General features: G+C 49.6%; 22 protein-coding genes. 11 read left to right on the top strand and 11 right to left on the bottom strand.

What is annotated here, in order from left to right:
* Positions 1 to 35: 35 nt before the first annotated feature.
* The 3 genes from C9J01_RS23295 to C9J01_RS23285 all read right to left on the bottom strand — a co-directional run bounded on the left by C9J01_RS23295 (position 36) and on the right by C9J01_RS23285 (position 3796).
* On the bottom strand, positions 36 to 1466 hold the full coding sequence (locus C9J01_RS23295; RefSeq protein ID WP_107300524.1) for a 6-phospho-beta-glucosidase: 1431 nt from the start codon (positions 1464 to 1466) through the stop codon (positions 36 to 38).
* Between the two features lie 98 nt (positions 1467 to 1564).
* Positions 1565 to 3052: a PTS cellobiose/arbutin/salicin transporter subunit IIBC gene (gene ascF, locus C9J01_RS23290; protein WP_107300523.1), complete on the bottom strand. Its 1488-nt coding sequence runs from the start codon at positions 3050 to 3052 to the stop codon at positions 1565 to 1567.
* Between the two features lie 126 nt (positions 3053 to 3178).
* Complete coding sequence (locus C9J01_RS23285; protein ID WP_107300522.1) at positions 3179 to 3796, bottom strand: bifunctional 4-hydroxy-2-oxoglutarate aldolase/2-dehydro-3-deoxy-phosphogluconate aldolase; 618 nt, start codon at positions 3794 to 3796, stop codon at positions 3179 to 3181.
* A gap of 214 nt (positions 3797 to 4010) precedes the next feature.
* On the opposite strand from C9J01_RS23285, the gene C9J01_RS23280 reads away from it, so the two are divergent.
* Both C9J01_RS23280 and edd read left to right on the top strand, forming a co-directional pair.
* Positions 4011 to 4571, top strand: coding sequence for a gluconokinase (locus C9J01_RS23280; RefSeq protein WP_107300521.1), 561 nt, complete (start codon positions 4011 to 4013; stop codon positions 4569 to 4571).
* Entirely contained in the window at positions 4568 to 6364 is a 1797-nt protein-coding gene (gene edd / locus C9J01_RS23275; protein ID WP_107300520.1) for a phosphogluconate dehydratase, read from the top strand. The genes C9J01_RS23280 and edd overlap by 4 nt, the downstream gene beginning before the upstream one ends.
* A 59-nt stretch (positions 6365 to 6423) precedes the next feature.
* Here the strand turns inward: edd and C9J01_RS23270 are convergent, their stop codons facing one another.
* Positions 6424 to 7431, bottom strand: coding sequence for a substrate-binding domain-containing protein (locus tag C9J01_RS23270; protein WP_107300519.1), 1008 nt, complete (start codon positions 7429 to 7431; stop codon positions 6424 to 6426).
* A 127-nt stretch (positions 7432 to 7558) separates the two neighbouring features.
* Positions 7559 to 8677, bottom strand: a complete 1119-nt coding sequence (locus C9J01_RS23265) for a DSD1 family PLP-dependent enzyme (protein ID WP_237157052.1) — start codon at positions 8675 to 8677, stop codon at positions 7559 to 7561.
* A gap of 477 nt (positions 8678 to 9154) precedes the next feature.
* Between C9J01_RS23265 and C9J01_RS23260 the strand changes: the two genes are divergently transcribed.
* Both C9J01_RS23260 and C9J01_RS23255 read left to right on the top strand, forming a co-directional pair.
* Positions 9155 to 9790, top strand: coding sequence for an alternative oxidase (locus C9J01_RS23260; RefSeq protein WP_107300518.1), 636 nt, complete (start codon positions 9155 to 9157; stop codon positions 9788 to 9790).
* A gap of 332 nt (positions 9791 to 10122) precedes the next feature.
* Positions 10123 to 10467 carry an antibiotic biosynthesis monooxygenase family protein gene (locus C9J01_RS23255; protein ID WP_107300517.1) on the top strand — a complete coding sequence of 115 codons (345 nt, stop codon included), beginning with the start codon at positions 10123 to 10125 and terminating at the stop codon, positions 10465 to 10467.
* A 412-nt stretch (positions 10468 to 10879) separates the two neighbouring features.
* Here C9J01_RS23255 and C9J01_RS23250 read toward each other — a convergent pair whose 3' ends face one another.
* The 4 genes from C9J01_RS23250 to C9J01_RS23235 form a co-directional block, all read right to left on the bottom strand.
* The gene (locus C9J01_RS23250; protein ID WP_237157051.1) at positions 10880 to 11872 is read right to left on the bottom strand and encodes an ABC transporter permease subunit; all 993 of its coding nucleotides are present in this window, start codon (positions 11870 to 11872) and stop codon (positions 10880 to 10882) included.
* Positions 11869 to 12723: a taurine ABC transporter ATP-binding protein gene (locus C9J01_RS23245; protein ID WP_107300516.1), complete on the bottom strand. Its 855-nt coding sequence runs from the start codon at positions 12721 to 12723 to the stop codon at positions 11869 to 11871. The genes C9J01_RS23250 and C9J01_RS23245 overlap by 4 nt, the downstream gene beginning before the upstream one ends.
* Before the next feature lie 29 nt (positions 12724 to 12752).
* Positions 12753 to 13775: a taurine ABC transporter substrate-binding protein gene (gene tauA, locus C9J01_RS23240; RefSeq protein WP_107300515.1), complete on the bottom strand. Its 1023-nt coding sequence runs from the start codon at positions 13773 to 13775 to the stop codon at positions 12753 to 12755.
* A 228-nt stretch (positions 13776 to 14003) separates the two neighbouring features.
* Positions 14004 to 15377, bottom strand: coding sequence for an aminotransferase family protein (locus C9J01_RS23235; protein ID WP_107300514.1), 1374 nt, complete (start codon positions 15375 to 15377; stop codon positions 14004 to 14006).
* A gap of 164 nt (positions 15378 to 15541) precedes the next feature.
* Between C9J01_RS23235 and pdxR the strand changes: the two genes are divergently transcribed.
* The 4 genes from pdxR (at position 15542) to ald (ending at position 19770) form a co-directional block, all read left to right on the top strand.
* Entirely contained in the window at positions 15542 to 17023 is a 1482-nt protein-coding gene (gene pdxR / locus C9J01_RS23230) for a MocR-like pyridoxine biosynthesis transcription factor PdxR (protein WP_107300513.1), read from the top strand.
* A gap of 78 nt (positions 17024 to 17101) precedes the next feature.
* Entirely contained in the window at positions 17102 to 17848 is a 747-nt protein-coding gene (locus C9J01_RS23225) for a sulfite exporter TauE/SafE family protein (protein ID WP_237157050.1), read from the top strand.
* An 11-nt stretch (positions 17849 to 17859) separates the two neighbouring features.
* A complete protein-coding gene (locus C9J01_RS23220; RefSeq protein ID WP_107300512.1) occupies positions 17860 to 18636 on the top strand; it encodes an SDR family NAD(P)-dependent oxidoreductase in 777 nt (258 codons plus the stop codon).
* 12 nt (positions 18637 to 18648) lie between these two features.
* Positions 18649 to 19770: an alanine dehydrogenase gene (ald, locus tag C9J01_RS23215; RefSeq protein ID WP_107300511.1), complete on the top strand. Its 1122-nt coding sequence runs from the start codon at positions 18649 to 18651 to the stop codon at positions 19768 to 19770.
* 79 nt (positions 19771 to 19849) lie between these two features.
* Here the strand turns inward: ald and C9J01_RS23210 are convergent, their stop codons facing one another.
* Complete coding sequence (locus C9J01_RS23210) at positions 19850 to 21775, bottom strand: alpha-amylase family glycosyl hydrolase (protein ID WP_107300510.1); 1926 nt, start codon at positions 21773 to 21775, stop codon at positions 19850 to 19852.
* Positions 21769 to 23289 (bottom strand): glycoside hydrolase family 32 protein, encoded by a 1521-nt coding sequence (locus C9J01_RS23205; protein WP_237157049.1) that lies wholly within the window; start codon positions 23287 to 23289, stop codon positions 21769 to 21771. Before C9J01_RS23205 ends, C9J01_RS23210 begins: the two co-directional genes overlap by 7 nt.
* A gap of 317 nt (positions 23290 to 23606) precedes the next feature.
* Between C9J01_RS23205 and C9J01_RS23200 the strand changes: the two genes are divergently transcribed.
* From C9J01_RS23200 to C9J01_RS23190, 3 genes are all read left to right on the top strand, one after another.
* Positions 23607 to 24938, top strand: coding sequence for an aspartate aminotransferase family protein (locus C9J01_RS23200; RefSeq protein WP_107300508.1), 1332 nt, complete (start codon positions 23607 to 23609; stop codon positions 24936 to 24938).
* A 64-nt stretch (positions 24939 to 25002) separates the two neighbouring features.
* Complete coding sequence (locus tag C9J01_RS23195) at positions 25003 to 25854, top strand: beta-keto acid cleavage family enzyme (RefSeq protein ID WP_107300507.1); 852 nt, start codon at positions 25003 to 25005, stop codon at positions 25852 to 25854.
* Positions 25855 to 25912: 58 nt separating this feature from the next.
* Positions 25913 to 26884 carry a TAXI family TRAP transporter solute-binding subunit gene (locus C9J01_RS23190; RefSeq protein WP_107300506.1) on the top strand — a complete coding sequence of 324 codons (972 nt, stop codon included), beginning with the start codon at positions 25913 to 25915 and terminating at the stop codon, positions 26882 to 26884.
* The last annotated feature ends 114 nt before the right edge of the window (positions 26885 to 26998 follow it).

Here is a 26998-nt window from a genome sequence, read left to right as displayed (position 1 = left end):
CACATCTAACCTAAATGGATTTTCTCCATTTGGTTTTAAGCTAGATCTTCGCCATTGCTCGCAATGACTTTTTTATACCAGTAGAAGGATTTCTTGGGGGTACGATCCAAACTACCGTTGCCTTCGTTATCGCGGTCGACATAGATAAAGCCATAACGCTTGCTCATTTCACCCGTCGACGCCGCAACCAAATCAATACAGCCCCAAGGTGTGTAACCCATCAACGGCACACCGTCAGCAATTGCATCCTTCATCGCTTCAACGTGGGAGCGCAGGTAGTCGATACGGTAGTCATCGTTGATCTCACCGTTCTCATCGATAGTGTCTTTGGCACCTAGGCCGTTCTCTACCAAGAACAATGGCTTTTGGTAACGGTCATACAGCGAGTTCATGGTGATACGCAGGCCAAGTGGGTCAATAACCCATCCCCAGTCACTGGCTTCCAAGTGCGGGTTTTTAATCGACTTCACCACGTTCGCCGCGCTGGTGTTGCCGTCGTTCATATCGGCAGAAGCACAGCGAGACGCATAGTAGCTAAATGAAATGAAGTCGACGGTATTTTTCAAGATCTCGAAGTCTTCTTCATGGATTTCCAGCTTCACGCCTTTCTCATCAAACACTTTCTGGGCATAAGACGGGTAGTAGCCGCGTGACTGAACATCAATAAAGAACAGGTTTTCGCGATCTTTTTGCATCGCCGTGAAAACATCTTCCGGCTTGCATGAATACGGGTAGAACTGGCCACCAGCCAACATACAACCCACTTGGTTTTCTGGGTTAATCTCATGGGCGATCTTGGTCACCAGTGCGCTAGCTACCAACTCGTGGTGTGCCGCTTGATATTTGACTTGATCGTGGTTCTCGCCTTCCTGGAAAGCGATACCGGCACCGGAGAACGGGCTAGCCAGCAGGATATTGATCTCGTTGAACGTCAGCCAGTATTTAACCAAGCCATCAAAGGCTTCGAAGCAGGTACGGGCATAGCGCTCAAAGAAAGTGATCATCTTGCGGTTACGCCAAGAGCCATACTCGTTGACTAGGTGCATAGGCACATCGAAGTGGCAAAGGGTCACCAACGGCTCGATGCCGTATTTTTTACACTCTTCGAAGACCGAGCGGTAGAAATCAATACCCGCTTGGTTCGGGGTTTCTTCGTCGCCATTAGGGAAGATACGCGCCCAGGCAATTGACATGCGGAAAACCTTGAAGCCCATCTCGGCCAGCATCGCAATGTCTTCTTTGTAACGGTGGTAGAAATCAATAGCCTGATGGCTTGGGTAGAATTCGTCCGCGTCTAATTCCACTTTATCAACCTGACCCAGCTTAACCGGCATCCGGTTTTCACCGTAAGGGATCATATCTACTGTGGTTAGCCCCTTGCCGCCTTCACGGTAAGCACCTTCAGATTGGTTTGCCGCAATCGCGCCGCCCCATAGAAACCCTTCCGGGAATTTAATATCAGACATGGTTTGCCTCTTGTATTTTCGCTAATTACCGCACGTTACCGCGAATTGTTACAAAGCCACCTCGTTTAGAGGTGGCTCATTTTACTCTTCAGTGAACACTATGCCGTGGCAGGTTTTGCTGTCACTGGTGTTTCAGCTTCTTCAGCGCTTTCTTTCGCTGATTCTTTAGCTGCCGTCGGGTTTGCTTCATCTTCGTCGTTAGGAATATCTTCAAAGCCTAGGACAAGCGTCAGTACGAAAGATAGAACTACTGACAGTGCCATCAAGCCAAGTACCCATACAAGGCTCATCGGGTCGTTGACGTCGATAAACTGGACACTTGTGAACAGGCTAGGTGCTGCCATCGAGTGACTTGCAATTCCCGCCATACCCGCAAGGCCACCAACGATAAAGCCAGTGATAAGCGTAGCGATTAGAGGGCGTTTCAGGCGAACCAATACACCGTATAGTGCAGGCTCAGAGATACCAGCCATCAGTGCAGAGGCACCTGCCGCCATAGAAGTTTGCTTAAGTGCAATGTTCTTAGTTTTCCATGCTACTGCCAGACACGCACCACCCATACCGATGTTCGCGCCGATTTCAGATGGCATTACCATGGCTTCAGTTCCGGTTTCAGCAATGGTCTGGATGATTGTTGGGGTAAATACGCGGTGCATACCGGTAAGTACCAATAGCGGCCATAGTGCACCCATGATAGCAACAGCCAGTGGACCCAACGCGCCGTGGATTGTGTATACCAGCGCCGAAATTGCAGTACCGATCCAGATACCCATAGGACCAACAAGTAGGATACCGATTGGCGCGGCAATCAATACGATCAGCATAGGTTTCAGGAAGTTCTTCGTCACAGCAGGTGTGATGCTATCTACCCAACGCTCGATGTACGACTGGATCCAAGTCATGATAAGGACTGGAATAACCGTGTAGGTGTAACGTACTGACGTTACTGGGATACCGAACAATTCAACCGCACGACCATCAGCAGCCTGAGCCATCAAATCAATAAAGTTCGGGTGAACCAACACACCGGCAATACCGATTGCCAGTGACATATTGGTTTTGAATTTAATCGCAGCCGATGCCGCTACCATGATAGGCAGGAAGAAGAATGCGCCGTCACCAATAGTGTTTAGCAAAATGATCGTCGAGTGATCGGCTTCGTAGATGTTGAACATCAATAGTAGCATCGCAGCCAGTTTAACCATCGAGCCACCGATAATCGCAGGGATCAGTGGCGACATGGTGCCTACTAGTGCGTCAAGCATTTTGGCGCCAATCACTTTTGGCGTCAGCTTAACTTTTGGTGCCGGAATATCTTCAGAAGATGCGCCGTCAAAGTTTAGCAGTTTCATCACTTCTTTATAGGCAGCAGCTACATTGTTACCAATGATCACCTGACATTGATCACCATTGTGCACGACACCCATGACACCCTTCACGCCTTTAATGGCTGCGGCATCAATTTTCGCTTCATCTTTCAATACGAAACGTAGGCGGGTCATACAATGGGTAAGAGCAACAACGTTATTGGCGCCCCCCAATTTTTCAACGACCGAGCGGGCTACCGCGCTGAATTCTTTCGACATTTTCTCAACTCCTGCGTGTACGGAGAATAGTTGGCTAGCGTAAATTGCGGCCTATTCCCCAATAAAATGCGTTAAATGTCACCCGATAAAATGTAAATTCTGGTGACCATCAATTTGTTATTTTGCTTACTGGTTGATTTCACTCACCAGTTGACCAATGGCTTGCCAATCGCCTTGGTCAATTAAATCGTTCGGAACCATCCAGGTGCCACCACAAGCAATGACTTTTTCCAGTGCCAGATAGTCCGCCACATTGGCTGGGCTAATCCCACCTGTTGGCATAAACTCAACCGGATAAACCGCCGATAGTGCTTTTAGCATGCCAATGCCACCTGAAGGCTCCGCCGGGAAGAACTTCAATGTTTTCAGGCCAAGCGACATCGCCTGTTCCACTAGACTCGGATTGTTGACACCCGGGATAACGGCCACATTCTTCTGCTGGCAGTACGCCACTGTTGTCGGGTTCAAGCCTGGACTAACAATGAAATCAGCACCCGCTTCAACTGCCTGATCAACCTGCTCGGTTGTCAAAACTGTACCGGCCCCGATTAGCATGTCCGGGTAGGCTTCGCGCATCAGGCGGATAGATTCCGCCGCCGCTTCGGTGCGAAAAGTAATTTCGGCACACGGCAAACCGTTCTCTACCAACACCTTCGCTAGTGGTTTTGCTTTGTCAGCCTGTTTGATAGCAATGACTGGCACGACCTTCATCGCACTGAGTTTGCTTTCAATCGTCTGTTCCATTTCTCTCCCCCTCTCCATGGCACAACCGTTCTCTAAATCCGGAACAAAATTGTTGCTGTGCTGAACATGGTGTTTTGATGAATTCTTGATTCAGTGGTTCACAACCATTCAAGTTACGGGTAACATGTTACCAATAACATTCGTAAAATAAACCCGATTTTGAAGATCATCTGAAAAATGAGATCCAGATCAGAAAAAGATTCAAGGAGCTTATATGGTGGGGAAAAGCATCATAGTGATGGGGGTATCGGCATCAGGGAAAAGTACTATCGGTTTTGAGCTTGCCCAGCGCATTGGGGGTAAGTTTATCGATGGTGATGACCTGCACCCGAAAGCCAACATCCTGAAAATGGCCCAAGGGGAACCACTGAACGACCACGACCGTGAGCCTTGGCTTGAGCGGGTCCGTGATGCCGCATTCAGCATCGAAAGCAAAAACGAAACTGGCGTCATTGTTTGTTCGGCACTGAAAAAATGTTACCGGGAACAGATTCGTGAGGGGAATCACAATTTGGCCTTCTTGTACCTGTCTGGATCTCAAGAAGTGATCAGGGAGCGTATCCGGCTTCGCCAAGGGCATTTCATGAAAGAGAATATGATTGCCAGCCAGTTTGCGGTACTGGAAACACCTGTCAACGAGGCAGATGTCATCACCGTGGACATTGACCAAAGTATCGAAGCCATTTTGGACAACGCAGTTGCCCAACTGACAGAGCAAACTGAAACAGAACAAGCGATGTCAATGCCTGCAACCGCCCAGGAGATCACCGCATGATCCACCCAACCATTACCTTGATCACCGAACGTATCAAAGCCCGCAGCCAAGTTATCCGTGCGAACTTTGAAGACAAAACAGCGTATCAGGCTGAGCAAGGAAAAGGTCGAGCCAGCCTGTCCTGTGGCAACCTTGCCCACGCAGTAGCGGCCTCGTGCCAGCAAGAGAAGCAGCAGATCCTCGATTTCACCCGTGCCAACCTTGCTATTGTCTCGTCTTACAATGACATGCTGAGCGCCCACCAGCTCTACAAAAACTATCCGGACCAAATCAAGTCGGCGCTGCAGTCGCTGGGACACACGGCGCAAATCGCCGGTTGTGTACCCGCGATGTGCGACGGGGTAACCCAGGGCCAGCCGGGTATGGATATGTCACTGTTCTCGCGTGACTTAATTGCCCAGTCAACGGCCTTCTCGCTGAGCCACAATGTATTCGATGCCACCTTGCTACTGGGCATTTGCGACAAAATTGCCCCTGGCCAGTTAATGGGAGCACTTAGCTACGCTCATTTGCCTACCGCCTTCATTCCAGCTGGTCCAATGCCAACAGGTATTACCAACGATAAGAAAGTGGCTGTACGCCAGCAATATGTCGCTGGAGAAGTGGGCAAGGATGCGTTGCTAGAGATGGAGTGCCAAGCCTACCATTCCGGTGGTACCTGCACGTTCTACGGCACAGCCAATACCAACCAGCTAGTGTTCGAAGCCATGGGATTGATGCTGCCTGGCTCGGCTTTTGTGGCACCGAATACCGAATTACGCTCAGCCCTTACAGAACACGCCAGTCTTGCATTGGCATCCATGACTGCGGACTCCCCTAACTACCGCCCTCTTGTTGACGTATTCACAGCTGAAAACTTGGTCAATGGCGTGGTCGCCCTGCTAGCCTCAGGCGGCAGTACCAACCACACTATCCATATGCTGGCTATTGCCCGCGCAGGCGGCCTCATCCTTACCTGGGATGATATCAGCGAGCTATCTGACATCGTGCCGCTACTAGCCAAGATGTACCCTAACGGCCCTGCGGATATCAACGCCTTCGAGCAAGCGGGCGGTGTACCGGCACTGATGAAAACACTGCATGAACGCGGTCTGCTGAACTCAGACGTGAAAACGGTGTTTGGCGAGTTTGCCGATCAGCTTACCCAGCCAGCTATCACTGATAGCAAGCTGGTATGGCAACCTGTTGGCGAGAGCAGCAACGCTGAAGTGATCGCGACCATTGGCCAGGCATTCAACCAAACTGGCGGGACCAAAGTCCTCAAGGGGAATTTGGGACAGGCCGTTATCAAGGTCTCTGCGGTCAAGCAAGAACACCAGTTTATTGAAGCCCCTGCGAAGGTCTTCCGCTGCCAGCATGATGTTGAAGCGGCCTATAAGGCCGGTGAGTTCACCGGGGACTGCGTTATTGTCGTCAGCCACAATGGCCCTGCCGCCAATGGTATGCCGGAACTACACAAGCTGATGCCAATCCTTGGCAATATCCAAAAAGCCGGCCACCAGGTCGCTTTGGTTACTGACGGCCGCTTGTCTGGCGCATCAGGTAAGATCCCAGCAGCTATCCATGTATCACCGGAAGCGCTACGCGGCGGTGCCATCGGCATGATTAAAGATGGCGATATCGTGAAACTCGACTGTAGCACCGGCCTGCTGGAAGTCGCGGTTGATTTTGATCAGCGCCAGCCAGTCCAACTTGATACCGAAGCCAGCCAGATCACCTGGGGCCGAGATATCTTCAAGGTGATGCGTGAAAATGTTGGCGGTGCCGACGAAGGCGCGAGCTTCTTGTTCTAAGCGAGCAGCAGCACAAACAAAAATGGGAGCACTTGCTCCCATTTTTTATTGGCCCTTCTCTACAAGCTTTCGCCCCTGCTAATCGTGAAGCCCATATCAAAGACATTGCGCTCGCTGCGCTTGCCGTCAAGCGCCTGGAGCAGAAGCTCCGCACTCTTCTCGCCGATTTGGTATCGCGGGGTATAAATACTGGTTAGGCGTGGCGTAATAGCCTGGCCGATATCCAGGGCGTTGTAACCAACGACACTGATTGTCTTAGGCACTTCAATACCCCGCTCATTACAGGCAAGGATAGTACCGATAGCGATATCATCATTAGTACAGAACACACCATCTAACTCCGGGCACTCTGCCAAGGCACGGCTCAGCAATTCTCCACCGAGGGTGAAGCTGGAGTGTTCATGGGTCAGGATATGGTATTTCGGCAAACCAGCCTCTTCCATCGCCTTGTCATAGCCTTCCATACGCAGTTTGGTACGGGTATCCAAGCGGGCACCAAAGTAGGCAATATGGCGCTTGCCCTTATCGAGCATAGTTTTCACCGCCGTATAAGATGCATGGATATGATCCAGCCCCACCACCATATCGACAGGGTGACTCGGTAGCTCCATCGCTTCAACCACCGGCACCCCGGCAGTTTTTATCATCTGTAGCGTACGCTCGGTATGGGACGTACCGGTCAAGATAAGCCCGTCGACCTGATAAGAAAGCAAGGAGGCAATTTTGCGCTCTTCAATTTCTTCATCGTAACTAAAGTGGGCAATAAGGATTTCGTAGCCGTTAGCATTGGTAACCGCTTCAATACCTTGGGCAAAACTGGCAAAGACCTGGTTAGACAAGGAAGGCAGCAATACCCCTATTGCTTTGCTGGAAGACTTCGACAGCATGGCTGGGGCGCGGTTTTGGATATACCCCAGCTCTTCCACCACTTCGGCGATCTTATCCCTTGTCTTGGCTGACACTGATTCAGGGTTGCGCATGTAGCGGCTGACAGTCATTTTGGTGATGCCGACACGGTCAGCAATATCTTGCAGGGTAGGACGCGCTTTTCGTTGTTCTTGTGTCATAACAATAGGATAAGTTACTGCTAGGTTTTAAATGTTACAGTAACATATCACTGTAACAACTATAACGCTATCCCAAAATGACAATGTCAGTCTCTTTCTGCCAGCCATCTGCAATTCAAGACTGGGATTAATCCGAACGGCCCCGCCCTTCAATAGCCCACTGCTCGACAACCATACCGTCACGGACACCATAAAGCACATCAAAATTATGCAAGGTTGTGTCGCAATGGCTAGGAAGCATAGTTAGCACCTCCCCAACCTTCAATTGTCGGTGGCCTTCAGGCAGGTGCAGGATCCCATGCTCATCACCGCCACATTGGTAAGTCACTTCCGGGTAGGTCGTCACCTTCGGCATGCCCAAGTCAATCGAAAGTGATTTCATACCCGCATCAACAACGGCACGATTCGCAGCAGGATGGCTGATAACGGTCGTCAGCACCTTGAGGGCAGGGCTAAACTGGCGGTTCGTGACATCACATAACTCATCACCAATAGCGGCATAAGTTGCGTCCATAAATATATATGAACCAGACTGGATTTCGGTATAGCCAAGCCCCGGATAAGCAGCAAACGTCCCGGTACCGCCACCAGAGACGATCCCTGGCTTCAAGTCACGAGGAGCAAGCGTAGTATCAATAAAAGCGAACACATCACGTACAGCATCAAAAGCAGTCTGCTGCCGGACTTGATAGCCTTTAACCAACTGCAAGTGCCCACTGTATGCTTGGATGCCATCATAACGGACACCTTCTGTGCGATTAATTAGCTCAATAAGTTCAACCAGAGACTCATCAGGCATTACCCCACAGCGCATCTGGCCACTTTCGACCTCGACCAGCAAACCTACTTCAATTCCTGTCTCGGTTGCTAAGCGAGCAATAGCCTTCACATGTTCAGGGTGGTCGATTACTTGGCGTATTACTGTTTTGGGGTGCTCTTTACACAAGGCAATTAGGCGATGGTATTTGACCGCACCTGCAATGGGGGTTGTGATCAACACATCATGGATTCCCCCCTTGGCCATAACTTCTGCTTCACCGAGTTTGGATGTACAAATGCCAACAGCACCGGCATCAATTTGCATCTGTGCCAATGCCGGAATTTTATGCGCCTTGGTATGGGGACGAAGGGTTAAGCCCAGCAAATCTATTTGCTGTTGCATCTCTTTGATATTTTGGGTCATCTTATCAAGATCAGCAATCAAAGCCGGGGTATCTAACTGGGTGATGGGAAAAGGAGTGTTCAAAATATACGCCAACGAATACAAACCATATGAGAATAAAATGTACCACAGATATTCCCCACAGACCTTAATGGCATTTTTCAGTTACGTTTAGTGATGAGATGCTCAGTTTTATTGCTTACATCTTTTTATGCTTTAGATATCATAATAAGCTCAATTTTTATATTGTATTTACCATTACCGAGATTCTTCTTATAATAACCTTAGCTTTCTTACGGTTATTTGCTCATCATAGTGTGATGATAAAGAATTCCTCATTTCACAGTTACAACTCATTAGAAATAATATCTAGCCTGAACTTATAGTTAGCTGAAAATTTAACCTTGCAAATACAAAGGTTGTTTACAGATGAAATAACTATTTACCCGGTACAACAGTCCCTACCTGAACAATACAGTTGGTTACAAAGCGGTTTTATATATTGGTGACAGATTTCAATGCTAAAGCATTAGAAACACTACTATAAATAGGGGATTTATTATGTCAGGCTTTAAAATTACCCACCGCAGCGCCACCAAGCTTTCAGAGCGAGTTGCCTATCAAATCACGCAGTTCCTTAAATTCTCCCTGAACCTGTTCTATGGTAAAAAATACGCCAAACGTGCTGTTATCCTTGAGACCATTGCCGCCGTACCGGGTATGGTTGCCGGTATGTTCAACCACCTTAAATCTCTGCGCAGGATGAGAGATGACGCAGGCTGGATCAAAGAGCTGCTGGATGAAGCGCAGAACGAGCGGATGCATTTAATGATCTTCCTTGATATTGCTAAGCCGAGCTGGATAGAAAGGCTATTGGTATTGCTCGGACAAGGTGTCTTTCTTGTGGTGTACAGCTTTATCTATTTGTTGTCATCGCGTATCGCCCACCGGGTGGTCGGATACTTTGAGGAAGAAGCCTGCAAAAGCTACACTGAGTACCTCGAAAAGATTGATGCTGGTGAAGTTGAAAACATCAATGCACCGGACATTGCGATTGAATACTACCAGCTCCCAGCCAATGCCAAGCTAAGGGATGTTGTCTTGCGTATCCGCGAAGACGAAGCCGGTCACCGCGACAGGAACCACGGTTTTGCCGATGCTTATGAGAGCAAAACCTTACCGGCGCACCAGAACTAATTTTCAATTTTTACTCCAGGTTTGCCGCGGGCCTTAGCAGTTATCGAGGCCCGCTAATTTCAAACGACAAAACAAAAGCTAACTTGCTTTGGTTTTAAGCCTTTCTTTATCAGGTAAAAAGGTAGAAGAATCTCTTCACCGCCAAGCTTTGTTTTTATTTTGCTCAATTACCTACCAAGCATAATTCCTACTAGCATTTCTGCATCACAAATGGTCTCAGTTAAATACAGCAACTCTTATAATTAGGCCCATCCATTTCGCTCTGCCAGCTATATTATTATTTACGTTAACATTCAGCGAAAATAACTTCACATCAATAAACAGGTCTAATCATGAAAATGAAATACCTAAGTACAGCAGTATGTTGTATCTCTGCCTTTTTTGCCCATGCCGAAGTCATCGAAGTCGCGACATTCACTCTCAATAACGGCGTTAGTTACGAAGAGTTTGTTCCTTTAGACAAGGCAGTTGAAGTTGAGCATGTATCAAAACAACCAGGCTTCATCTCCCGTGAGAGTGCAAAGGGAGAAAATGGAGAATGGCTGGTCATTGTTCACTGGGAAAGCACAGAAGATGCTCAAGCATCAATGGACTCTTTCATGACAGCCGATGCCGCAAAAGGGTTTATGGCTAAAGTAGATGCCTCGACAATGATCATGAAGCGGTACGAAAAATAAAAACCGCTCCAATCATTAATTGTTAATGACCAACAACAATAAATGATTGAAACGGCGAACAACTGGCTCGAAAAACGCGAAAATAGTGAAAGTTCTCATGGCCTGCTGATATCAACTGGCCTTAGTGCAAAAAGCGGGGATGAGTATGTGCTACTAAGGTTAAGCAATTAAGTCATTGATATTGCATTTCAAAGAAAAGAGGCCACCCTAAGGTGGCCAACGGAAAGGAACCTAACGTTATGAGTCTTCGTTATGCGCCGCAAGTCGGCACTGGTTCTTAGCCTCTTCATCATGGCAGGCTAAAATGACCGATTTAGGACGCTTTGGTGTCGTTTTTACTACCCAGGTATCAATAGAGAAGAATGTCCAGGCCTAACAGTCCCTTACCGCCCGCTAAAGGAAACTAGCGAGATTAATACCCCTTCCACGGCACCAGTTTCTTTTCCAGCCAGCGCATGAACAGATCAAAAGAGTAGGCAATCAGGCCAATTATCATAATCCCAGCAATCACGACATCCGTCACCAAAAACTCCGCCGCATTTAGCACCATATAACCGATACCCGCTTGGGCTGCGACCATTTCACTGGCAACAAGGGTTGTCCAACCAAAGCCGATCCCGATACGCAAGCCGGTCAGGATTTCCGGCATCGCACTCTTTATAATGACATGGTAAAGGACCTGAAATTTGCTGGCGCCCATCGAGTATGCCGCCTGGATTTGCTCGCTTTTGGCAGACGACACCCCAGCCCTGGCACTCAAGGCAATCGGTGCAAACATCGCAAGGAAGATAAGGGTGATTTTACTGGTCTCATCAATCCCCAACCAGATAATCACCAACGGTAGGTAAGCAAGTGGAGGTAAAGGACGATAGAACTCGATTAAAGGGTCCAACACACCTCTCACCCATACATTAGTACCAATCAATATCCCTAACGGAATGGCTGTTACCGCCGCCAAGGCAAACGCCCCAAACACCCGGGTCAGGCTTGCCAGCAGGTGCTCGCCCAGCGACACGCCGGAGAATCCATTAACCACCAGATCACCCAGTCGTTCCACCACCGCAATCGGTGAAGGCAAAAACAGCGGCTTAATCCATCCCGCCTCGGTGACCAATGCCCATAGGCAGATAAAACCAATGACAGAAATCACCGAGACCAGTCTCGCGTCCCCTTGCCCCGGTTCACCATAATAATTCGGGGCTTTCTCTGTACGTTGTTTCAATGCGCGGATAAGCCTTGGACCTAACGGTAGTTTGCCATCTTGGCCAACGGTATCCCTGTAATGTGGCTGTAGCCTTGTTGGTTTTGTGGCAGGCACAACCTCATGCAACATGTCTTGGGCATCGCCAGTGACTTCTACCGGGTTCAGTACATCAATTTGTTCAACGGTGTTGGTGTTACTCATGCTGCAACCTCCGGCTTTTCATCTTGGTGAATGATCGAGAGGATTTTTTCCCGCATCTCGATAAAATCCGGCATTGATTTGACGGCACGCGCATCACGGCATTCCAAGAAACGGCGGTTAAAGTCCAATTCAAAGCTATGGGTGATCCTTCCAGGACGGGGAGACATAACAATCAGCCTCGATGCCATAAACAATGCCTCCTCCACACTGTGGGTAATGAAGAACATCATCTTGTTGGTCGCCTGCCAGGCATCAAGCAGTAGCTCCTGCAAGGTTTCACGGGTCAATGCATCCAGCGCCCCCAAGGGTTCATCAAGCAGCAGGATACTGGGGTCGTTTGTCAGCGCCCTTGCTATCCCCACACGCTGTTGCATACCGCCGGACAGTTGATATACCTTGTGCTGATGGAAATCTTCCAACCCAACTAACTTAAGGTATTTCGCTGCACGCTCCAGGCGTTCTTCTTCAGGTACACCTTGCAATTTCAGGCCAAATGCCGTGTTTTCAATCACATCTAACCAAGGGAAAAGTGCATGTTTTTGGAATACCACCCCCCGTTCGGCACCGGGGCCAATAATTTGGTCACCAATTTCCCGCCCCATGGTAACGCGCGGTAGCCCCTTTACTTCAGAATTGCCCAGAGTCAGGTAACCTGCCGATGGCTGGATGAAACCAGCCATCAGGTTAAGCAAGGTGGTTTTGCCGCACCCAGAAGCCCCCAATGCAACAACCAGATCGCCCTGCTCGATTTTCAAATTCACGCCCGATAATGCGGTAACAGCCTCTCCTCCGTTGCGGTCATCGTAAATGACAGACACATCATGGATTTCCAGCACTTTATCCTTGTCCATACTTTCCCTCCTTGTTGCCAGGTGGCAGGTTATAGCTCTATTTGCGCGGCATAACTCGGATTGACGAAAACACTGTAATCAGGCTGTAGGCCAGAGATTTTTTTCTCCTGCAACAGGAATTGCGAAGTCGCCTCCAGTGCTTTAACGGCCCCGCCCTTAACTTCACAACCTAACCACTGGCATGACAACTGAGCGTCGACATTTGGGAATTCGTACAGGCTCATCGCCTCGGGTACAGTGCTTGCTTCCCCACCAGTCAACTTGGCAACCGAAACTGCAATTGGGTGGTCAGCAGAAAAGCCTTCTTTGTTAGAACGGTACTCCTCATCAGTCTTGGCAAGAACGGTCAGGAACTCTGTCACAAAGTCGCCATGGCTTTGGGTAAAGGACTTACTGGCAATCAGACCGTCAAAGGTTGGCTTACCCCATGCACTCAACTGCTTGGAAGTGATCAACACCTCGCCATCTTGTTTGATGGTGCCAAGCGCAGGGTCCCAGATAAATGCACCGTCAATATCGCCGCGCTGCCAGGCGGCCACTATCGCACCGGGCTGCATGTTGATCAGCTTGACATCCTTTTCGGTCAAGCCAAATTGCTCAAGAGCGAACAGCATGTGGAAGTGGGTAGTTGAGACGAAAGGGACACCCAATGTTTTTCCCTTGAGGTCGGAAGGCGAAGCGATACCGCTTCCTTTTCTAACAACCAGAGCCTCGGCATCGGCGATGTTTTCCATCACCCAAACCAGTTCCATCTCAATACCATTACTGGCCGCACTGGCGATAGGGCTAGAACCAGCAACGGTCATATCCACCGCTCCCGAAGCCATTGCCGTAATTGCACGGGCCCCCGAATCGAACTTACGCCATTTAATTGAGTAGCCGGTTGCGTCTTCAAATAACTTCTGGTCAATGGCATATTTCATCGGGTTGAACATCCCCTGATAGCCAATCGTTACCTCCTTCGCTGCCATTACAGGGCTAGAAAATGTTGCCGCCATAACGCCAGCCAAAGCCAATTCTTTCATCCCGAAAAATGTCGTGTTACGAGTCATAGTCACTTCCTTTTGTCGATGGATTAGTGATTACACTACGAATCTCACCTGCTTTTCGGTAGTGCCAGTTCAGAGGTTAATTGGTCCAGATTTGCACCATGACCATGCTCATAAAACGTGCAAATCAAAATCCCGGCAAATCCAGCGTATAAAGGGAAATATTTCTAGCCAGTGCTAAATACGATCAAAAAAGGCTGCCGAAGCAGCCTTTTACCCATTGATTAGGTTTTATAGGGTCAATTCAGTGAATGCCCTATCCAGTGCCAATATGATGTCGTCGGCTTCATCACGGGTAAGGGTCAGCATCGGGCTTAGGCACAAAGTATTGTTATAATTTCGGAATGAACGGTTCGTCCTACCGATCAAGACCCCATGCTTAGCACACAGGCCGACGACCTGCATGGCCACCTTCTCATCCACCGGCTGCTTGGTGACAGGGTCTTCAACCAGCTCGAGCCCGAGAAATAATCCTTTCCCCCTGACATCACCAATCAACGGATAACGAGCTTTAAGTTCATCCAACCTGGCACGAAGGTATTCCCCCATATGGGCAGCATTCTCGACCAGACTTTCCTGCTCAATGATATTCAAGTTTTCCAATGCTGCGGCAGGCCCTGCAGTACAGCCCCCATAGGTACTGATATCACGGAAAAAGCTCTCGCGCTCCAGAGGCTCGTCGGCAAATTGATTGAATACCTCTTCGGTCACCACGGTACAGGATATAGCAGCATAGGCCGAGGCAACCCCCTTTGCCATGGTGACAATATCAGGCTTGATCCCGTAATGCTGGTAACCAAACCAAGCACCTGTCCGGCCAACTCCGCACACCACTTCATCAAGATGGAGTAAGATGTCGTATTTGCGGCAGATCGCTTCTACCGCTGGTAGGTAGCCCTCGGGCGGCGTGATCACCCCGCCACCAGCCGTGATAGGTTCAATGACAACGGCACCCACGGTATCCGGTCCTTCTTGTAAAATCACATCTTCAAAGGCTTTTGCAGCCAATTCCCCGTAATTGTCCACATCACCAAACTGGCTACGGTATTCACAGCAATGGGGAAACTCGACAAACCCCGGTGTAAACGGCCCATACTGGTTTCGACGCTCTTCCTGACCTGTGGAACTGAGGCAGGTAATCGTCGTGCCATGGTAATCCCGCTCACGGTAGAGGATCTTATGCTTTTTCCCCCCGTATTTTTTCGCCGCTATCTGGCGGACGATTTTATACGCCTTCTCATTGGCCTCTGAGCCTGAATTCGAGAAATACACCTTGCCCATTCCGGGCATCAGCTCGAGCAATTTAGCCGCAAATTGCGCAGCAACGGGGGTAGCCGCCGTACCTGCAAAATAGTTGAGGCTCACCAGTTGCTCCTTGATGGCTTCTGCAATGCTCTCGCGCCCATACCCAACATTGACGCACCATACGCCTCCGGATGAGGCGTCCAAATACTGATTGCCGTGAATATCCCAGACATAACTCCCCTGCCCTCGCACCATCATTGGAACGGTTTGGGTAGCATGCTGCGTCATATGGTGCCAAACGGCGTCTTTGTCCATAGCCAATAAATCAGTGGCGGTAAAATGCTGGCTGTGCAAATGCATATCGATCACTCCCTGTCTTTACATACCCCCAAATTAGGCAAGCTTGTTCCTGCCCCATAGCGCCAGTTTGAAATTTTTGTAGGGGCAGCAGAGCCAGCACCAATGCACTTTGGCACATATCGTGCTGAAAACAGGGAAGATGTTTTGATATCAAGGATGATGCAATGAAAAGTGAGCACTTAATCCATATTCAATTTTCGCCAGAACGCAGCCTCCAGGAACAAATTCGCGAGCACTTGCTGGAGAAAATCAATGACGGGGTTTTCAGCGACAAAGCCCTGCCGTCTTGCCGAAAACTGGCAACGATGCTGAGGGTTTCACGCAATACAGTTGTACTGGTCTACGATCGACTGGTTGATGAGGGTTACCTGTTATCCCACCAGCGCAGCGGGTATTTTGTCAATCCGGCAAGTTCAACCATGACACCGGTACCTTCGTCTTCGCTGCCCACAATAGGATCGCGCCCTGCACAATTTTGGTACAACCGGATAAAGCCGGGACTCAGTCAGCAGCGCAATATCGAAAAGCCCAGCGACTGGCAGCAATACCCTTACCCATTTATTTTCGGCCAGCCAGACCACTCGCTATTTCCACTTAACCACTGGCGGGAGTGTGGCCGTTTGGCCCAGCGCGCCAGTGTCATCAAAGACTGGATTTCCGACTCAATAGACAGTGACGATCCTGCGCTGGTGAAGCAGATACAAAGCAATGTACTGAGCAAACGGGGCATCCATGCCAGGCCAGAGCAAATCCTTATCACGATAGGAACCCAGAACTCTCTCTACTTGCTGGCAAACTTGCTCTCAAATGGCACCACAACCATCGGCGTGGAGGATCCGGGTTACCCGGATGCACGGAATATCTTCGCCAGTCACGGGGCAGATATCCAACCTCTGCCCATCGACCAGCAGGGCTTGGCTCTCAACCCCAGCCTATATCGCTGTGACTATGTTTATACCACGCCGAGCCATCAGGTACCGACGAATGTCACCATGTCCATGACTAGACGAAAAGCACTTTTGGATGCCGCTGAAAGCCATGATTTCATTGTTATCGAGGACGATTACGACAGTGAAGTTAACCTTATCGCCGAGCCACTGCCATCACTGAAAAGCCTCGATGAGAGTGGCAGGGTCATTTACGTTGGCAGCTTATCCAAATCCCTGTCACCGGGTTTGAGGGTTGGCTTTATGGTCGCCGATGAAACCTTGATCACTGCCGCTAGGCAACTTAGGCGTCTGATGTACCGACATCCTCCAGCCAATAACCAGCGTACCTGCGCACTGTTTATATCAATGGGCTATTACGATACCTACCTGCGAAAACTTCGCAGCCATTACAGCGAAAAATGGCAAGCCATGCGTCAATGCATAGAAGCTTACCTGCCCCAATGTATGACCAGTCAAACATTGGGAGGAAGTGCTTTCTGGCTCAAGCTCCCCGATGGAGTCTGTAGCCGAGAACTGCAGCAACAAGCTATGCAGGCTGGCGTTTTGATTGAGGTTGGGGATGTGCATTTTTCCTCGCCACATAACCAGAACCGGGGCTTTATCCGTCTGGGTTTCTTTGCTATTCCAGAAAGTAAAATTGAGCCGGGGATCCGCAAACTGGCTGAAGTTATTTCGCAACTGTCCCCACAAAAATAACGAACTGGCTCTAATCAACCACACTGCTAATTCTTAATCTGAAGCTATGAATGATTGGCAACAGGCAAGGATGGCAGTGTGTTTATCTCAATTAGCATACCTTTAGTACTCTTTATCGCTGCCTTTATCCGCGGTTATACCGGTTTTGGCTTTTCTGCCATCGCGATATTGGTGCTAACGCTTTACTACCCGGTTGCGGAAACCGTCCCGGCAGTTTTACTCATGGACTTGCTGATCAGCTTACCCTTGGTCGCTAAAAGTTGGGACAACACCGATTTTCATGCCTTGCGCCAAATTTTACTGGCGACGATGGCAGGAATACCTGCTGGCCTAGCTTTACTGCATTGGTTGCCAGAAAGTAGTTTACAGCTATTGGTTCCAGCAACAATCCTTGCGATGGCACTGATGCCCAAACTGAAGCTTGCACTGGCAAAAAAGGCCATTGCCTCACCGGTTTTGTGCGGCGTCATGTCCGGCTGGACAACCAGCGCAGTATCGGCAGGCGGTGCCCCAGTAGTGATTCACTTACGCTATAGCGGCCTACCTGCAAGTAAGCAGCGAGATACATTGATTTGCTATTTCTTTCTCACGACTTGTATGGCTGTCGGTTTGGGATATGGGCTCAATCAATCATTTTCCCTGTTGCCCGATGCCTCGCTTGCCTCACTGGTCATTGCGCTGTTCGGTGTACTGATGGGCCAGCAGTTATTTATTCGCCGGCACATTGCCGCCATCCACCATGGTGCGTACTACCTGCTTATTTCACTCTCGGGCTGGTTGCTGTTACATGCAGCATTCCGACATTTCTTTGCTTTTGGTTTATAAGGAGATTAACCATGGCTCAACCAACCGTCTTGATAACTGGGGCAACCTCAGGGTTCGGCCTTGCTACCGCACGCTATTTTGCCCGCGAGGGTTACGCCTTAATCATTACCGGGCGCCGTGAAGAGCGGCTTAGAAAACTGGCCGACGAGCTCTTTCACTTAGCCCCGGTTCATTTTGCTGCAATGGATGTACGGGATACCCAGCAGATCCAGCAAACTATCGAAGCGCTTCCCGCCCCATTCAAAAACATTGAGATTTTAGTCAACAACGCCGGCCTAGCTTTGGGGGCATCACCCGCCGACCAAGCCAAACTCAGTGACTGGCATACCATGATTGAGACCAACGTAACCGGTCTAGTCAATGTCACCCATGCGTTGCTGCCAATTCTCAAGCAGCAACCCAAGGCAAGCATCATCAACCTAGCCAGCATTGCGGCCAATTGGGCCTATCCCGGCAGCCATGTTTACGGCGCAAGCAAAGCCTTTGTCGCCCAGTTCAGTCGTAATCTCCGCAGTGATTTTGCAGGTACTGGGGTTCGGGTCACCAGTTTGGAGCCGGGATTGTCCGAAAGCGAGTTTAGCCTGGTCCGTTTCGATGGTGACCAAGCCAAATACAACGCAATCTATGAGCAAACCAACCCACTGCAGCCAGAAGATATTGCAGAGATTATTGGTTGGATTGCCCAGCAACCTGCCCATATCAACATCAATAGCCTTGAAGTCATGCCAACGTCACAGGCTTGGGACAACTTCAAGGTCATCAAACAAGATTCAAACGATATTGCATAAAAGGAGTTAACCATGAAAATTGGCGTACCTAAGGAAATTAAAGTTCATGAATACCGTGTCGGCATGACGCCAGCAAGCGTGCGTGAGGTTTGCGCCCAGGGCCATACGGTTTTCGTTGAAAGCACTGCCGGCATGGGGATTGGCTGTAGTGATGAAGAGTACCAAAAAGCAGGGGCACTGATTGTGCCCGATGCCGATGCGGTATTCGATGCTGCTGAGATGATAGTCAAGGTCAAGGAACCTTTGGCCGTAGAGCGCGCCCGCCTTCGCCCGGGACAACTGCTCTTCACCTACCTGCACCTTGCCCCTGATATGGCGCAAACTGAAGACCTGCTTGCTAGCGATGCCGTCTGCATTGCTTATGAGACGGTAACGGGTCCGAATAACAGCCTACCGTTATTGGCCCCAATGTCAGAGGTAGCAGGCCGAATGTCCATTCAGGCCGGCGCAGCCTGCTTGGAGAAGTCACAAGGCGGGATCGGCCTGCTGCTCGGTGGTGTTGCTGGTGTCGCCCCAGCAAAAGTAACCATTATCGGTGGCGGCGTGGTAGGTTCCAATGCCGCCCAGATGGCTGTTGGCCTCGGCGCAGACACCACCATTTTGGACAACAATATCGATACCCTACGTAAACTCAATGTCCAGTTTGGTTCCAGTGTGAAAACTGTCTACTCAAACCAGCAGAACCTTGAAGATGCGGTTGTTGGAGCGGATTTAGTCATTGGCGGGGTGTTGATACCAGGAGCAGCAGCGCCCAAGTTGGTCACCGAAGCCATGGTAAAGGCAATGCGTCCAGGCTCAGCATTGGTTGATGTCGCCATTGACCAAGGGGGCTGTTTTGCCACCTCAAGGGTCACCACCCACGATGAACCTACCTACATTGTTGACGATGTGGTGCACTATTGTGTGGGGAATATGCCTGGCGCCCTCGCCCGTACCTCGGCATTTGCCCTAAACAATGCGACCCTGCCGTATATCCTACGATTGGCCAACCTAGGCTACAAGCGGGCACTACAATCTGATCAGCATCTCAAGAATGGTCTGAATGTCATCCATGGCAAGGTGACCAACGAAAGTGTTGCCAACAGCTTGGATTTATCATTCATCTCCCAAGATAAAGCATTGGCCGTCGCATAAATAAAAAAAGGCCGGAAGCGAGTCACTCAACGCATACCGGCCAAAGAACACAATGTTACGGGGTATCCCTATTTACCAGTTAGGCAGGTACCAACCATTTCACGTCATACGCCCCCAGCGTAATCTGATCCGTAGGTTGCAAAGGGGAGTGATTCAAAATATCTAGCACAGATGCAGTGGCTAAAATATCGGTGATTGAAAACGGAACCTGTTGCTCTTGCTCGCTGAAGTTACAGATAGCCAGCATTTTCTGGCCGTTGTCATTCAGGCGGGCATAAGCAAACAAGTGTGGATTATAGGTTTCCAGAATCTCGGTTCGGGAAGCACCAAATACTTCATGGTTCTGACGAAGCTTGATCATTGCTTTTAGCGACTGGTTGACCGACGCCTCGAATGACCCCGGCAGTTGCGCTTTGCCAATCGCGTCATCGGTAACTGCAGGCCGGTTTACCCAACGGGCATCATCGGCTTTGCTGCTATCTTCCAGGTAGCTGTGATCGTTGAGAATACCCAGCTCATCGCCTTGGTAAATCAGCGGGATACCACCAATACTCAGGTTGATACTATTGAGCAAGCGAATGCGCTTGAGTGCCAGTTCAATCAACTGGTTGTCATCTTGTTCTAGGCCACGCTCGAGGCCAGCAAGTGATGCCAGCGAACCACAGACCCTGCAATCACCGGTAGTCGGGTTTTCCTGGAACGGCACCCCTTCGGCAAACGAGCCATCAAAACGCCCCGTGTAGAACTGGTTGAGGAAGCGACGGTGATCGAAGCCGTTGATACCCAACTGATCAGCGATGGTGTCATCAAATGTCCAGCCAATATCGTCGTGGCAACGAATATAGTTGACCCAGCTACAGTCTGGAGATATATCAAAGCTCTTCTTCATTGATGCGGTCAGCAATTTGGTTTCTCGGGTAGCCAAACTCTCCCACATCAAAGCCATCATTAGCGGGTTGTAGGACAGCTGACACTCATCTTTGCCGATGTATTGCGCCACTTCATCTGGATGAACGATCGCTTCCGACTTGAACAACACCGCAGGCGCGACAATTTGCAGACAGCTATTGAATGCCTGAATCAAAGTATGGGCTTTTGGCAGGCTCTCGCACTGGGTCCACTTTTCCTTCCAGATAAACGCCAATGCATCCAAGCGTAGCCCCTCACAACCAATATTAGCGAGGAACAACATCTCATCGGTAATGGCATTGAACACAGCCGGATTGGCATAATTCAGATCCCACTGGAAACTGTTGAACGTTGTCCATACCCACTCTTGCTGAGGCTCGAGGAAAGTAAAGCTTCCGCGCCGCACTGTCGGGAAAATCTCACGGCAGGTCTGGTTATAGTCATCCACTTCTTGCTTGTCTTCGAAGAAGTAGTAGAAGTCTTTGAATTCAGGATCGCCAGCTTTTGCCGCTTCCGCCCAGCGGTGCTCGTCTGAGGTATGGTTGAATACAAAATCCAGTACCAAGCTGCTCCCTTCTGCTGACAAAGCATCGGCAAGGGCAACCAAGTCTTTTTCTGAACCCAGCTTCGGGTCGACCAAACGATAATCAGACACGGCATAGCCGCCGTCACTGTCGCCTTCCGGGGCCTTATACAAAGGCATTAAATGCAGGTAGGTGATCCCCATTGATTTTAGATATGGGATCTTGGCTTTGAGCTTTTTCAGATCGCCAGCAAACAGGTCAACATATACCGCCATTCCGAGCATTTTCTCGTCGCGATACCATGCCGGTGATTTAAGGCGGCGTTCATCCAGGTTCTTCCACTTTCGCTTGCGGGCAGCAAACGCCTTGGCCAATACCACCACCAACTGTTGTAAGTGGAGAAAAAAATCATAACGCTCACCGTATAGTTGGTGCAGCTTGATCACCAAGGCCGGGAAGTGTTCATCCAGACGTTTTAAAAAAGCCTGCTCGTCTTTCTTGGTCAATTTCGGCAGTTCGATAGAATCGAGCACCTGGGCTAGGGCTTTTTCAGCCTGTTGAAGCGTTAGCATGCCTGCTCTCCTTGCACTAACATTTTGATGGCACTTTTCAAGATAGGTAACTCGCCGTTATCAACACTGATTGCATACATCGCGTCGGTATTGCTGGCGAAGGCCAAATTGGTAAAGCTAAACTCACCGCCGTTGATCAACAATTCGACCGAGCCGTTGTCCACTAAGACAGAGAGTGAAAACTCAGGACCGACAGGAAGAACGACTGAGTAATCATGGGGGTAGTGCTCATCAATACGCGCATGACCGAATTGCCCTTTTCGCAACGAGCGGACCTCAAGCCCTGCCTCGAGGTACTTGAACTGGAACTCGATATCACTATCTTCAAACAGCGCCAGTGAGAGGGTTTGGCCTTGAGATAGCGCAGCCGCAAACTCACACTTCATCACCGAGCTTTTCCCCTCCTTGCTTATCCCCTCAAAGGCAGAGAGTTCGCCCTCAATCTTCGTTTCACAGCCCAGCACACTGTCGAGTTCACGGACAAAACGCTGTCCGACCCGCAAGCCAGCTTTGCTCTCAAACAAGAAAAGTTCACGCGGCATTGCCATCGAGCTACGGAAAGCCTGTGTTGGCAATTCCAGAGAGTATTGATGATTGCTCATCCAGGTACTGACGATCCGGCGACCATCTTCGCTCGGAAGATCAGAAAATGACTGGGTCGCGTAATAGTCACGGCCAAAGTCGAGCCATAGGATTTCTTCTGGATGGTTATGGTTAGTAAAGGTCTTACCGTCGAAATCACCGATAAAGTATTGGGTACCTGCACCACCACAATGGGCACCTTCACCAATACCAACAACCAATACCCAGCGGGTCTCATCGCTGCCTTCTATTTGAAGTTCGAACAAGTCGGGGCACTCCCACGGCCCTTTGCTGTGGGCGCCATGGCGGTAGCCGAACTCACTGACCAACTGCCAGTCGAGCAAATTGCTGGAGCGGTAGAATTCAATATGCTGACCGCAAGACACCACCATCACCCAGGCTTGGCTGGCTGGGTGCCAAATAACCTTTGGATCACGGAAGTCAGGGTTGCCTCGGGCAGGGATGATTGGCTCACCGTCCTGGTACTTTTTCCATGTCATCCCATCCTGACTATATGCCAGAGACTGTTGCTGGATAGGATCTTCAACCTTGCGGCCATCAGCCAAAGTCACTTCCGGCTGGATAAATGAGGTATAGAAGGCCAACAAGCCCGGCTTACCATTTTCGAACAAACCAGATGTGTTGTTCCAATCAACAATCGCACTGCCAGAGAAACACATCCCCGACTCATCAGGATAGAGTGCCGGCGGCAACTCCTGCCAGTTGATCAAATCCTGGCTGATTTTGTGCCCCCAATGCATCGGTCCCCACACCGTGTCATGTGGGTAATACTGGTAAAATTGGTGATAGTGCCCGTTGAAAAAAACCAAACCGTTCGGATCGTTCATCCATCCCTGATCCGGCGTCATATGAAGTTTAGGGCGGTAAGCCTCTGCCATGTCTTGCTCTTCTTCCGTATCAATCCATCTCAATGCAGCGGATTATGCACCATTAACGTAAACGCTTACGTTAACTCGATCACATTAAAGAAAACAAGAGTATCAACAAAACGCTAAAGATGCTGATTTTAGTTATTTTCTCTGTTGTTAAAGCGAATAAATTCACTATTCTTTCGTCCACTCAATCCACATTGACGTAAAAATTACGAAAACAACCCTCATTTTTTAGCGAAACCAGCCGTTATCCCCACCCTATTCCTTTTACTCATACCCCTACACTTTTATTCGTTTGCTCAGGGCGTGGGTTAGCACAACAATCTAGCCATCACCTATATGCAAGGAATCTAATAATGAGCCATGTTTTCCATCGCCATTGCCATACATCCCTCCCCACAGTGGTTAGCGGGCAAGGGATCTACCTAACTGATAGCGAGGGAAAGCAATACCTCGATGGTTGCGGCGGCGCAGCAGTATCAAATTTGGGCCACAACCACCAAAGGATAAAATCAGCCATTTGCCAACAACTAGAAGCCATTCCCTATGCCCATTCCGGTTTTTTCACCAGCAACAGCAGTGAGCAACTGGCCAAACGACTGGCAGAAATTGCACCCGGCGCTTTGAACCACACCTACTTTGTCAGCGGCGGCTCAGAAGCGGTGGAAGCGGCCCTGAAATTGGCGCGGCAGTACTTTGTCGAAAAGGGTAAACCAACGAAAAGCCAATTCATCGCCCGGCGACAGAGCTATCACGGTAATACCCTCGGCGCACTTTCGGTAGGTGGTAATGAGTGGCGGCGTGAACCTTTCAGGCCGATACTCTCGGCTGCCCACCATATTGCTCCTTGCTATGCCTACCGTGACCAGCAACAGGGAGAAACAGAACTGGACTACAGCCTCAGAGTTGCCAATGAGCTAGAGCATAAGATCCTCGAGCTGGGTGCCGAAAACGTGATGGCATTCATTGCCGAACCTGTAGTAGGTGCTACCGCTGGTGCCCTTCCGGCAACGGCAGGCTATTTCAAACGGATCAGGGAGATTTGCGATACCTATGATGTATTGCTGATCCTTGATGAGGTGATGTGCGGGATAGGGCGTACCGGCACCTTTTTCGCCTATGAACAAGAAGGCATTGTGCCTGACATTGTTACTGTTGCCAAAGGGCTTGGCGCTGGCTACCAGCCTATCGGCGCAGCCATCGTCCACGACAAGATCTATCAAGCTATCGCCGAAGGTAGCGGTTTTTTCCAGCATGGCCATACATTTATGGGCCATCCGATGGCATGTGCCGCGGCCCTCGCAACCGTTGATACCATCGTCGATGACAGCCTACTCGACAACGTCAAACTCCGTGGTAGCCAACTCATGGCCAAACTCAACAAGAGCTTCGGGGAGTTACCTTACATCGGGGATATCCGGGGCAAGGGGCTGTTTATCGGCATAGAATTAGTCGCTGACAAACAATCGAAAACTCCGCTGCCTAGCCATTCACAGGCTCACAAGGCCATAAAGTCAGCCGCCATGTGCAACGGGCTGATGTGCTATCCCATGTCAGGCACGCTAGATGGAAAAGCGGGTCATCACATACTGCTTGCGCCGCCTTTTATTATTGAAGAGCACCAGCTAGATGAACTGGTCAGCAAATTACATACCTCCCTGTTGCAAGCATCTTCTCTATGGAGCTAGGAACTGGGAACTGGGAACTGGGAACTGGGAATTGTAGAAACTCTCAGCTTGATAAGGAATAAAAATGCAGCCAATACAGTCAGTCGGTCAAGCAGCCATTATTGTGGCCCCCAACGGGGCTAGGAAAACCAAAGCCGATCACCCTGCCCTGCCGATGCTTCGGCAGGAAATCATTGATGAGGTTATCGCCTGCCGCGATGCGGGGGCGGCGATGGTACACCTCCATGCCAGGGACCAAAATGGCAAGCACTCTCTGAAAGTCGACGATAACCTCCACCTTTACCACGCCCTGAAAGAACAAGTGGGTGACAGCATTATTGTCCAGTTAACCACAGAGGCCGTCGGGCAGTATTCCCCTAGCCAACAAATGGCTTTAATCAACGAAGTAATACCGGAAGCGGCCTCCTTGGCCCTCAGTGAATTAATCCCCGAAAGCCAATATTCAGATACGGCCTACCTTGATACAGCGAGCGGCTTTTTCCATGGTATCGCCGAGCAGGGGATCATCGCCCAATATATTCTCTACAGCCCGCAAGATCTCGAACGATACTTTTCGTTGTTGGAAAAAGGACTATTACCTGCCTATAACCACCATATATTGCTAGTGCTTGGTCGCTACGACCAACACCAAACCGCCTCACCGCGAGACCTCTCACCTTTCTTGCAACAGCGATTGTTTAATCATGATAAACGTTGGGCAGTTTGTGCTTTTGGAAAATATGAACACCTTTGCCTGACAGCGTCTATGATTATGGGTGGAGATATTCGGGTTGGCTTTGAAAATAACCATGTTAATCATCAAGGTACAGTAGCCTCAACTAACGCAGAACAAGTGGCTTACCTTGCCGAAACCGCCAAGCATTTAGGTCTCGCAACCCTTGATGCTAACCATTTTCGCCAGCTCCTCACTGCTTAGCCAGCAGCAGTATCCATTGGCTTTGCTTTTTGCGTAAAACTCATCAAAAGGGACTTCTATGGGATCTATCAACAAGCTTCTTGCCTACACCGGTGCCGCCGTTTTACTGGGTACCTCGACGCTATCTTTCGCCGAAAACCGTTTTGTTACCATCGGTACAGGTGGGGTTACTGGGGTGTATTATCCAACAGGTGGGGCAATCTGCCGCTTGGTCAATAAAGACAGACAAGATCACAACATCCGCTGTTCGGTCGAAAGTACCGGCGGTTCTATCTACAACATCAATACTATCCGTGCCGGTGAGCTCGATCTGGGTATCGCCCAATCTGACTGGCAATACCATGCCTACAATGGTACCAGCAAGTTTGCCGACAACGGGGCATACAAAGATTTGCGTGCTGTGTTCTCCATCCACCCAGAACCGTTCACCATCGTTGCCCGTGCCGATTCGGGGATCAAAACCTTCGAAGATCTCAAAGGCAAGCGCGTCAACATAGGTAACCCTGGCTCCGGCCAGCGCGGTACCATGGAAGTGCTGATGGACAGGTATGACTGGTCAATGAAGGACTTCAAGTTAGCCTCTGAGCTAAAAGCCTCAGAGCAATCAAAAGCCCTTTGTGACAACAAAATCGATGCGATGATCTACACCGTTGGCCATCCAAGCGGTGCCATCAAAGAAGCCACAACATCTTGTGATAGCAAAATCATTACTGTCGCCGGCGACAAGGTGAATAAGCTGATTGAAGACAACAGCTTCTACCGTGTCGCAACAGTTCCAGGTGGTATGTACAAAGGCAACGCTATTGACGTCACCACCTTCGGTGTCGGTGCCACCTTTGTCTCTTCAACCTCAGTACCAGATGACGTGGTATACAGCATCGTCAAATCAGTATTTGAAAACTTCGATGACTTCAAGAAACTTCATCCAGCCTTTGCCCACCTGAAGAAAGAAGAGATGATCCGAGACGGTCTTTCTGCTCCGCTTCACCCAGGTGCAGCAAAATACTACAAAGAAGTCGGCTTGATGTAACTGAGTTATCTGCAAGTCATACTTGAACTAAAAAGAGCGCATACGCGCTCTTTTTATTGATGGCAAACATTTCAGAAAAAATAAGGTTTAGTGCAGCAGACCTACACCAAACAA

Origin of the sequence: Photobacterium rosenbergii (genome assembly GCF_003026455.1) — a bacterium.
Lineage (GTDB): Bacteria > Pseudomonadota > Gammaproteobacteria > Enterobacterales > Vibrionaceae > Photobacterium > Photobacterium rosenbergii.
The sequence above is the reverse complement of the archived record's forward strand: the minus strand, read 5'-3'. Positions and strand labels throughout refer to the sequence as shown.

Bases quoted from the DNA above. Each gene is read 5' to 3' on its own strand.
- tauA (WP_107300515.1), bottom strand. From the start codon at position 13,775: ATGACTCGTAACACGACATTTTTCGGGATGAAAGAATTGGCTTTGGCT.
- C9J01_RS23210 (WP_107300510.1), bottom strand. From the start codon at position 21,775: ATGCTAACGCTTCAACAGGCTGAAAAAGCCCTAGCCCAGGTGCTCGAT.
- C9J01_RS23220 (WP_107300512.1), top strand. From the start codon at position 17,860: ATGGCTCAACCAACCGTCTTGATAACTGGGGCAACCTCAGGGTTCGGC.
- C9J01_RS23280 (WP_107300521.1), top strand. From the start codon at position 4,011: ATGGTGGGGAAAAGCATCATAGTGATGGGGGTATCGGCATCAGGGAAA.
- C9J01_RS23190 (WP_107300506.1), top strand. From the start codon at position 25,913: ATGGGATCTATCAACAAGCTTCTTGCCTACACCGGTGCCGCCGTTTTA.
- pdxR (WP_107300513.1), top strand. From the start codon at position 15,542: ATGAAAAGTGAGCACTTAATCCATATTCAATTTTCGCCAGAACGCAGC.
- C9J01_RS23285 (WP_107300522.1), bottom strand. From the start codon at position 3,796: ATGGAACAGACGATTGAAAGCAAACTCAGTGCGATGAAGGTCGTGCCA.
- C9J01_RS23245 (WP_107300516.1), bottom strand. From the start codon at position 12,723: ATGGACAAGGATAAAGTGCTGGAAATCCATGATGTGTCTGTCATTTAC.
- C9J01_RS23295 (WP_107300524.1), bottom strand. From the start codon at position 1,466: ATGTCTGATATTAAATTCCCGGAAGGGTTTCTATGGGGCGGCGCGATT.
- C9J01_RS23270 (WP_107300519.1), bottom strand. From the start codon at position 7,431: ATGACACAAGAACAACGAAAAGCGCGTCCTACCCTGCAAGATATTGCT.
- C9J01_RS23200 (WP_107300508.1), top strand. From the start codon at position 23,607: ATGAGCCATGTTTTCCATCGCCATTGCCATACATCCCTCCCCACAGTG.
- ascF (WP_107300523.1), bottom strand. From the start codon at position 3,052: ATGTCGAAAGAATTCAGCGCGGTAGCCCGCTCGGTCGTTGAAAAATTG.
- C9J01_RS23255 (WP_107300517.1), top strand. From the start codon at position 10,123: ATGAAAATGAAATACCTAAGTACAGCAGTATGTTGTATCTCTGCCTTT.
- C9J01_RS23235 (WP_107300514.1), bottom strand. From the start codon at position 15,377: ATGCATTTGCACAGCCAGCATTTTACCGCCACTGATTTATTGGCTATG.
- C9J01_RS23260 (WP_107300518.1), top strand. From the start codon at position 9,155: ATGTCAGGCTTTAAAATTACCCACCGCAGCGCCACCAAGCTTTCAGAG.
- edd (WP_107300520.1), top strand. From the start codon at position 4,568: ATGATCCACCCAACCATTACCTTGATCACCGAACGTATCAAAGCCCGC.
- C9J01_RS23250 (WP_237157051.1), bottom strand. From the start codon at position 11,872: ATGAGTAACACCAACACCGTTGAACAAATTGATGTACTGAACCCGGTA.
- C9J01_RS23195 (WP_107300507.1), top strand. From the start codon at position 25,003: ATGCAGCCAATACAGTCAGTCGGTCAAGCAGCCATTATTGTGGCCCCC.
- ald (WP_107300511.1), top strand. From the start codon at position 18,649: ATGAAAATTGGCGTACCTAAGGAAATTAAAGTTCATGAATACCGTGTC.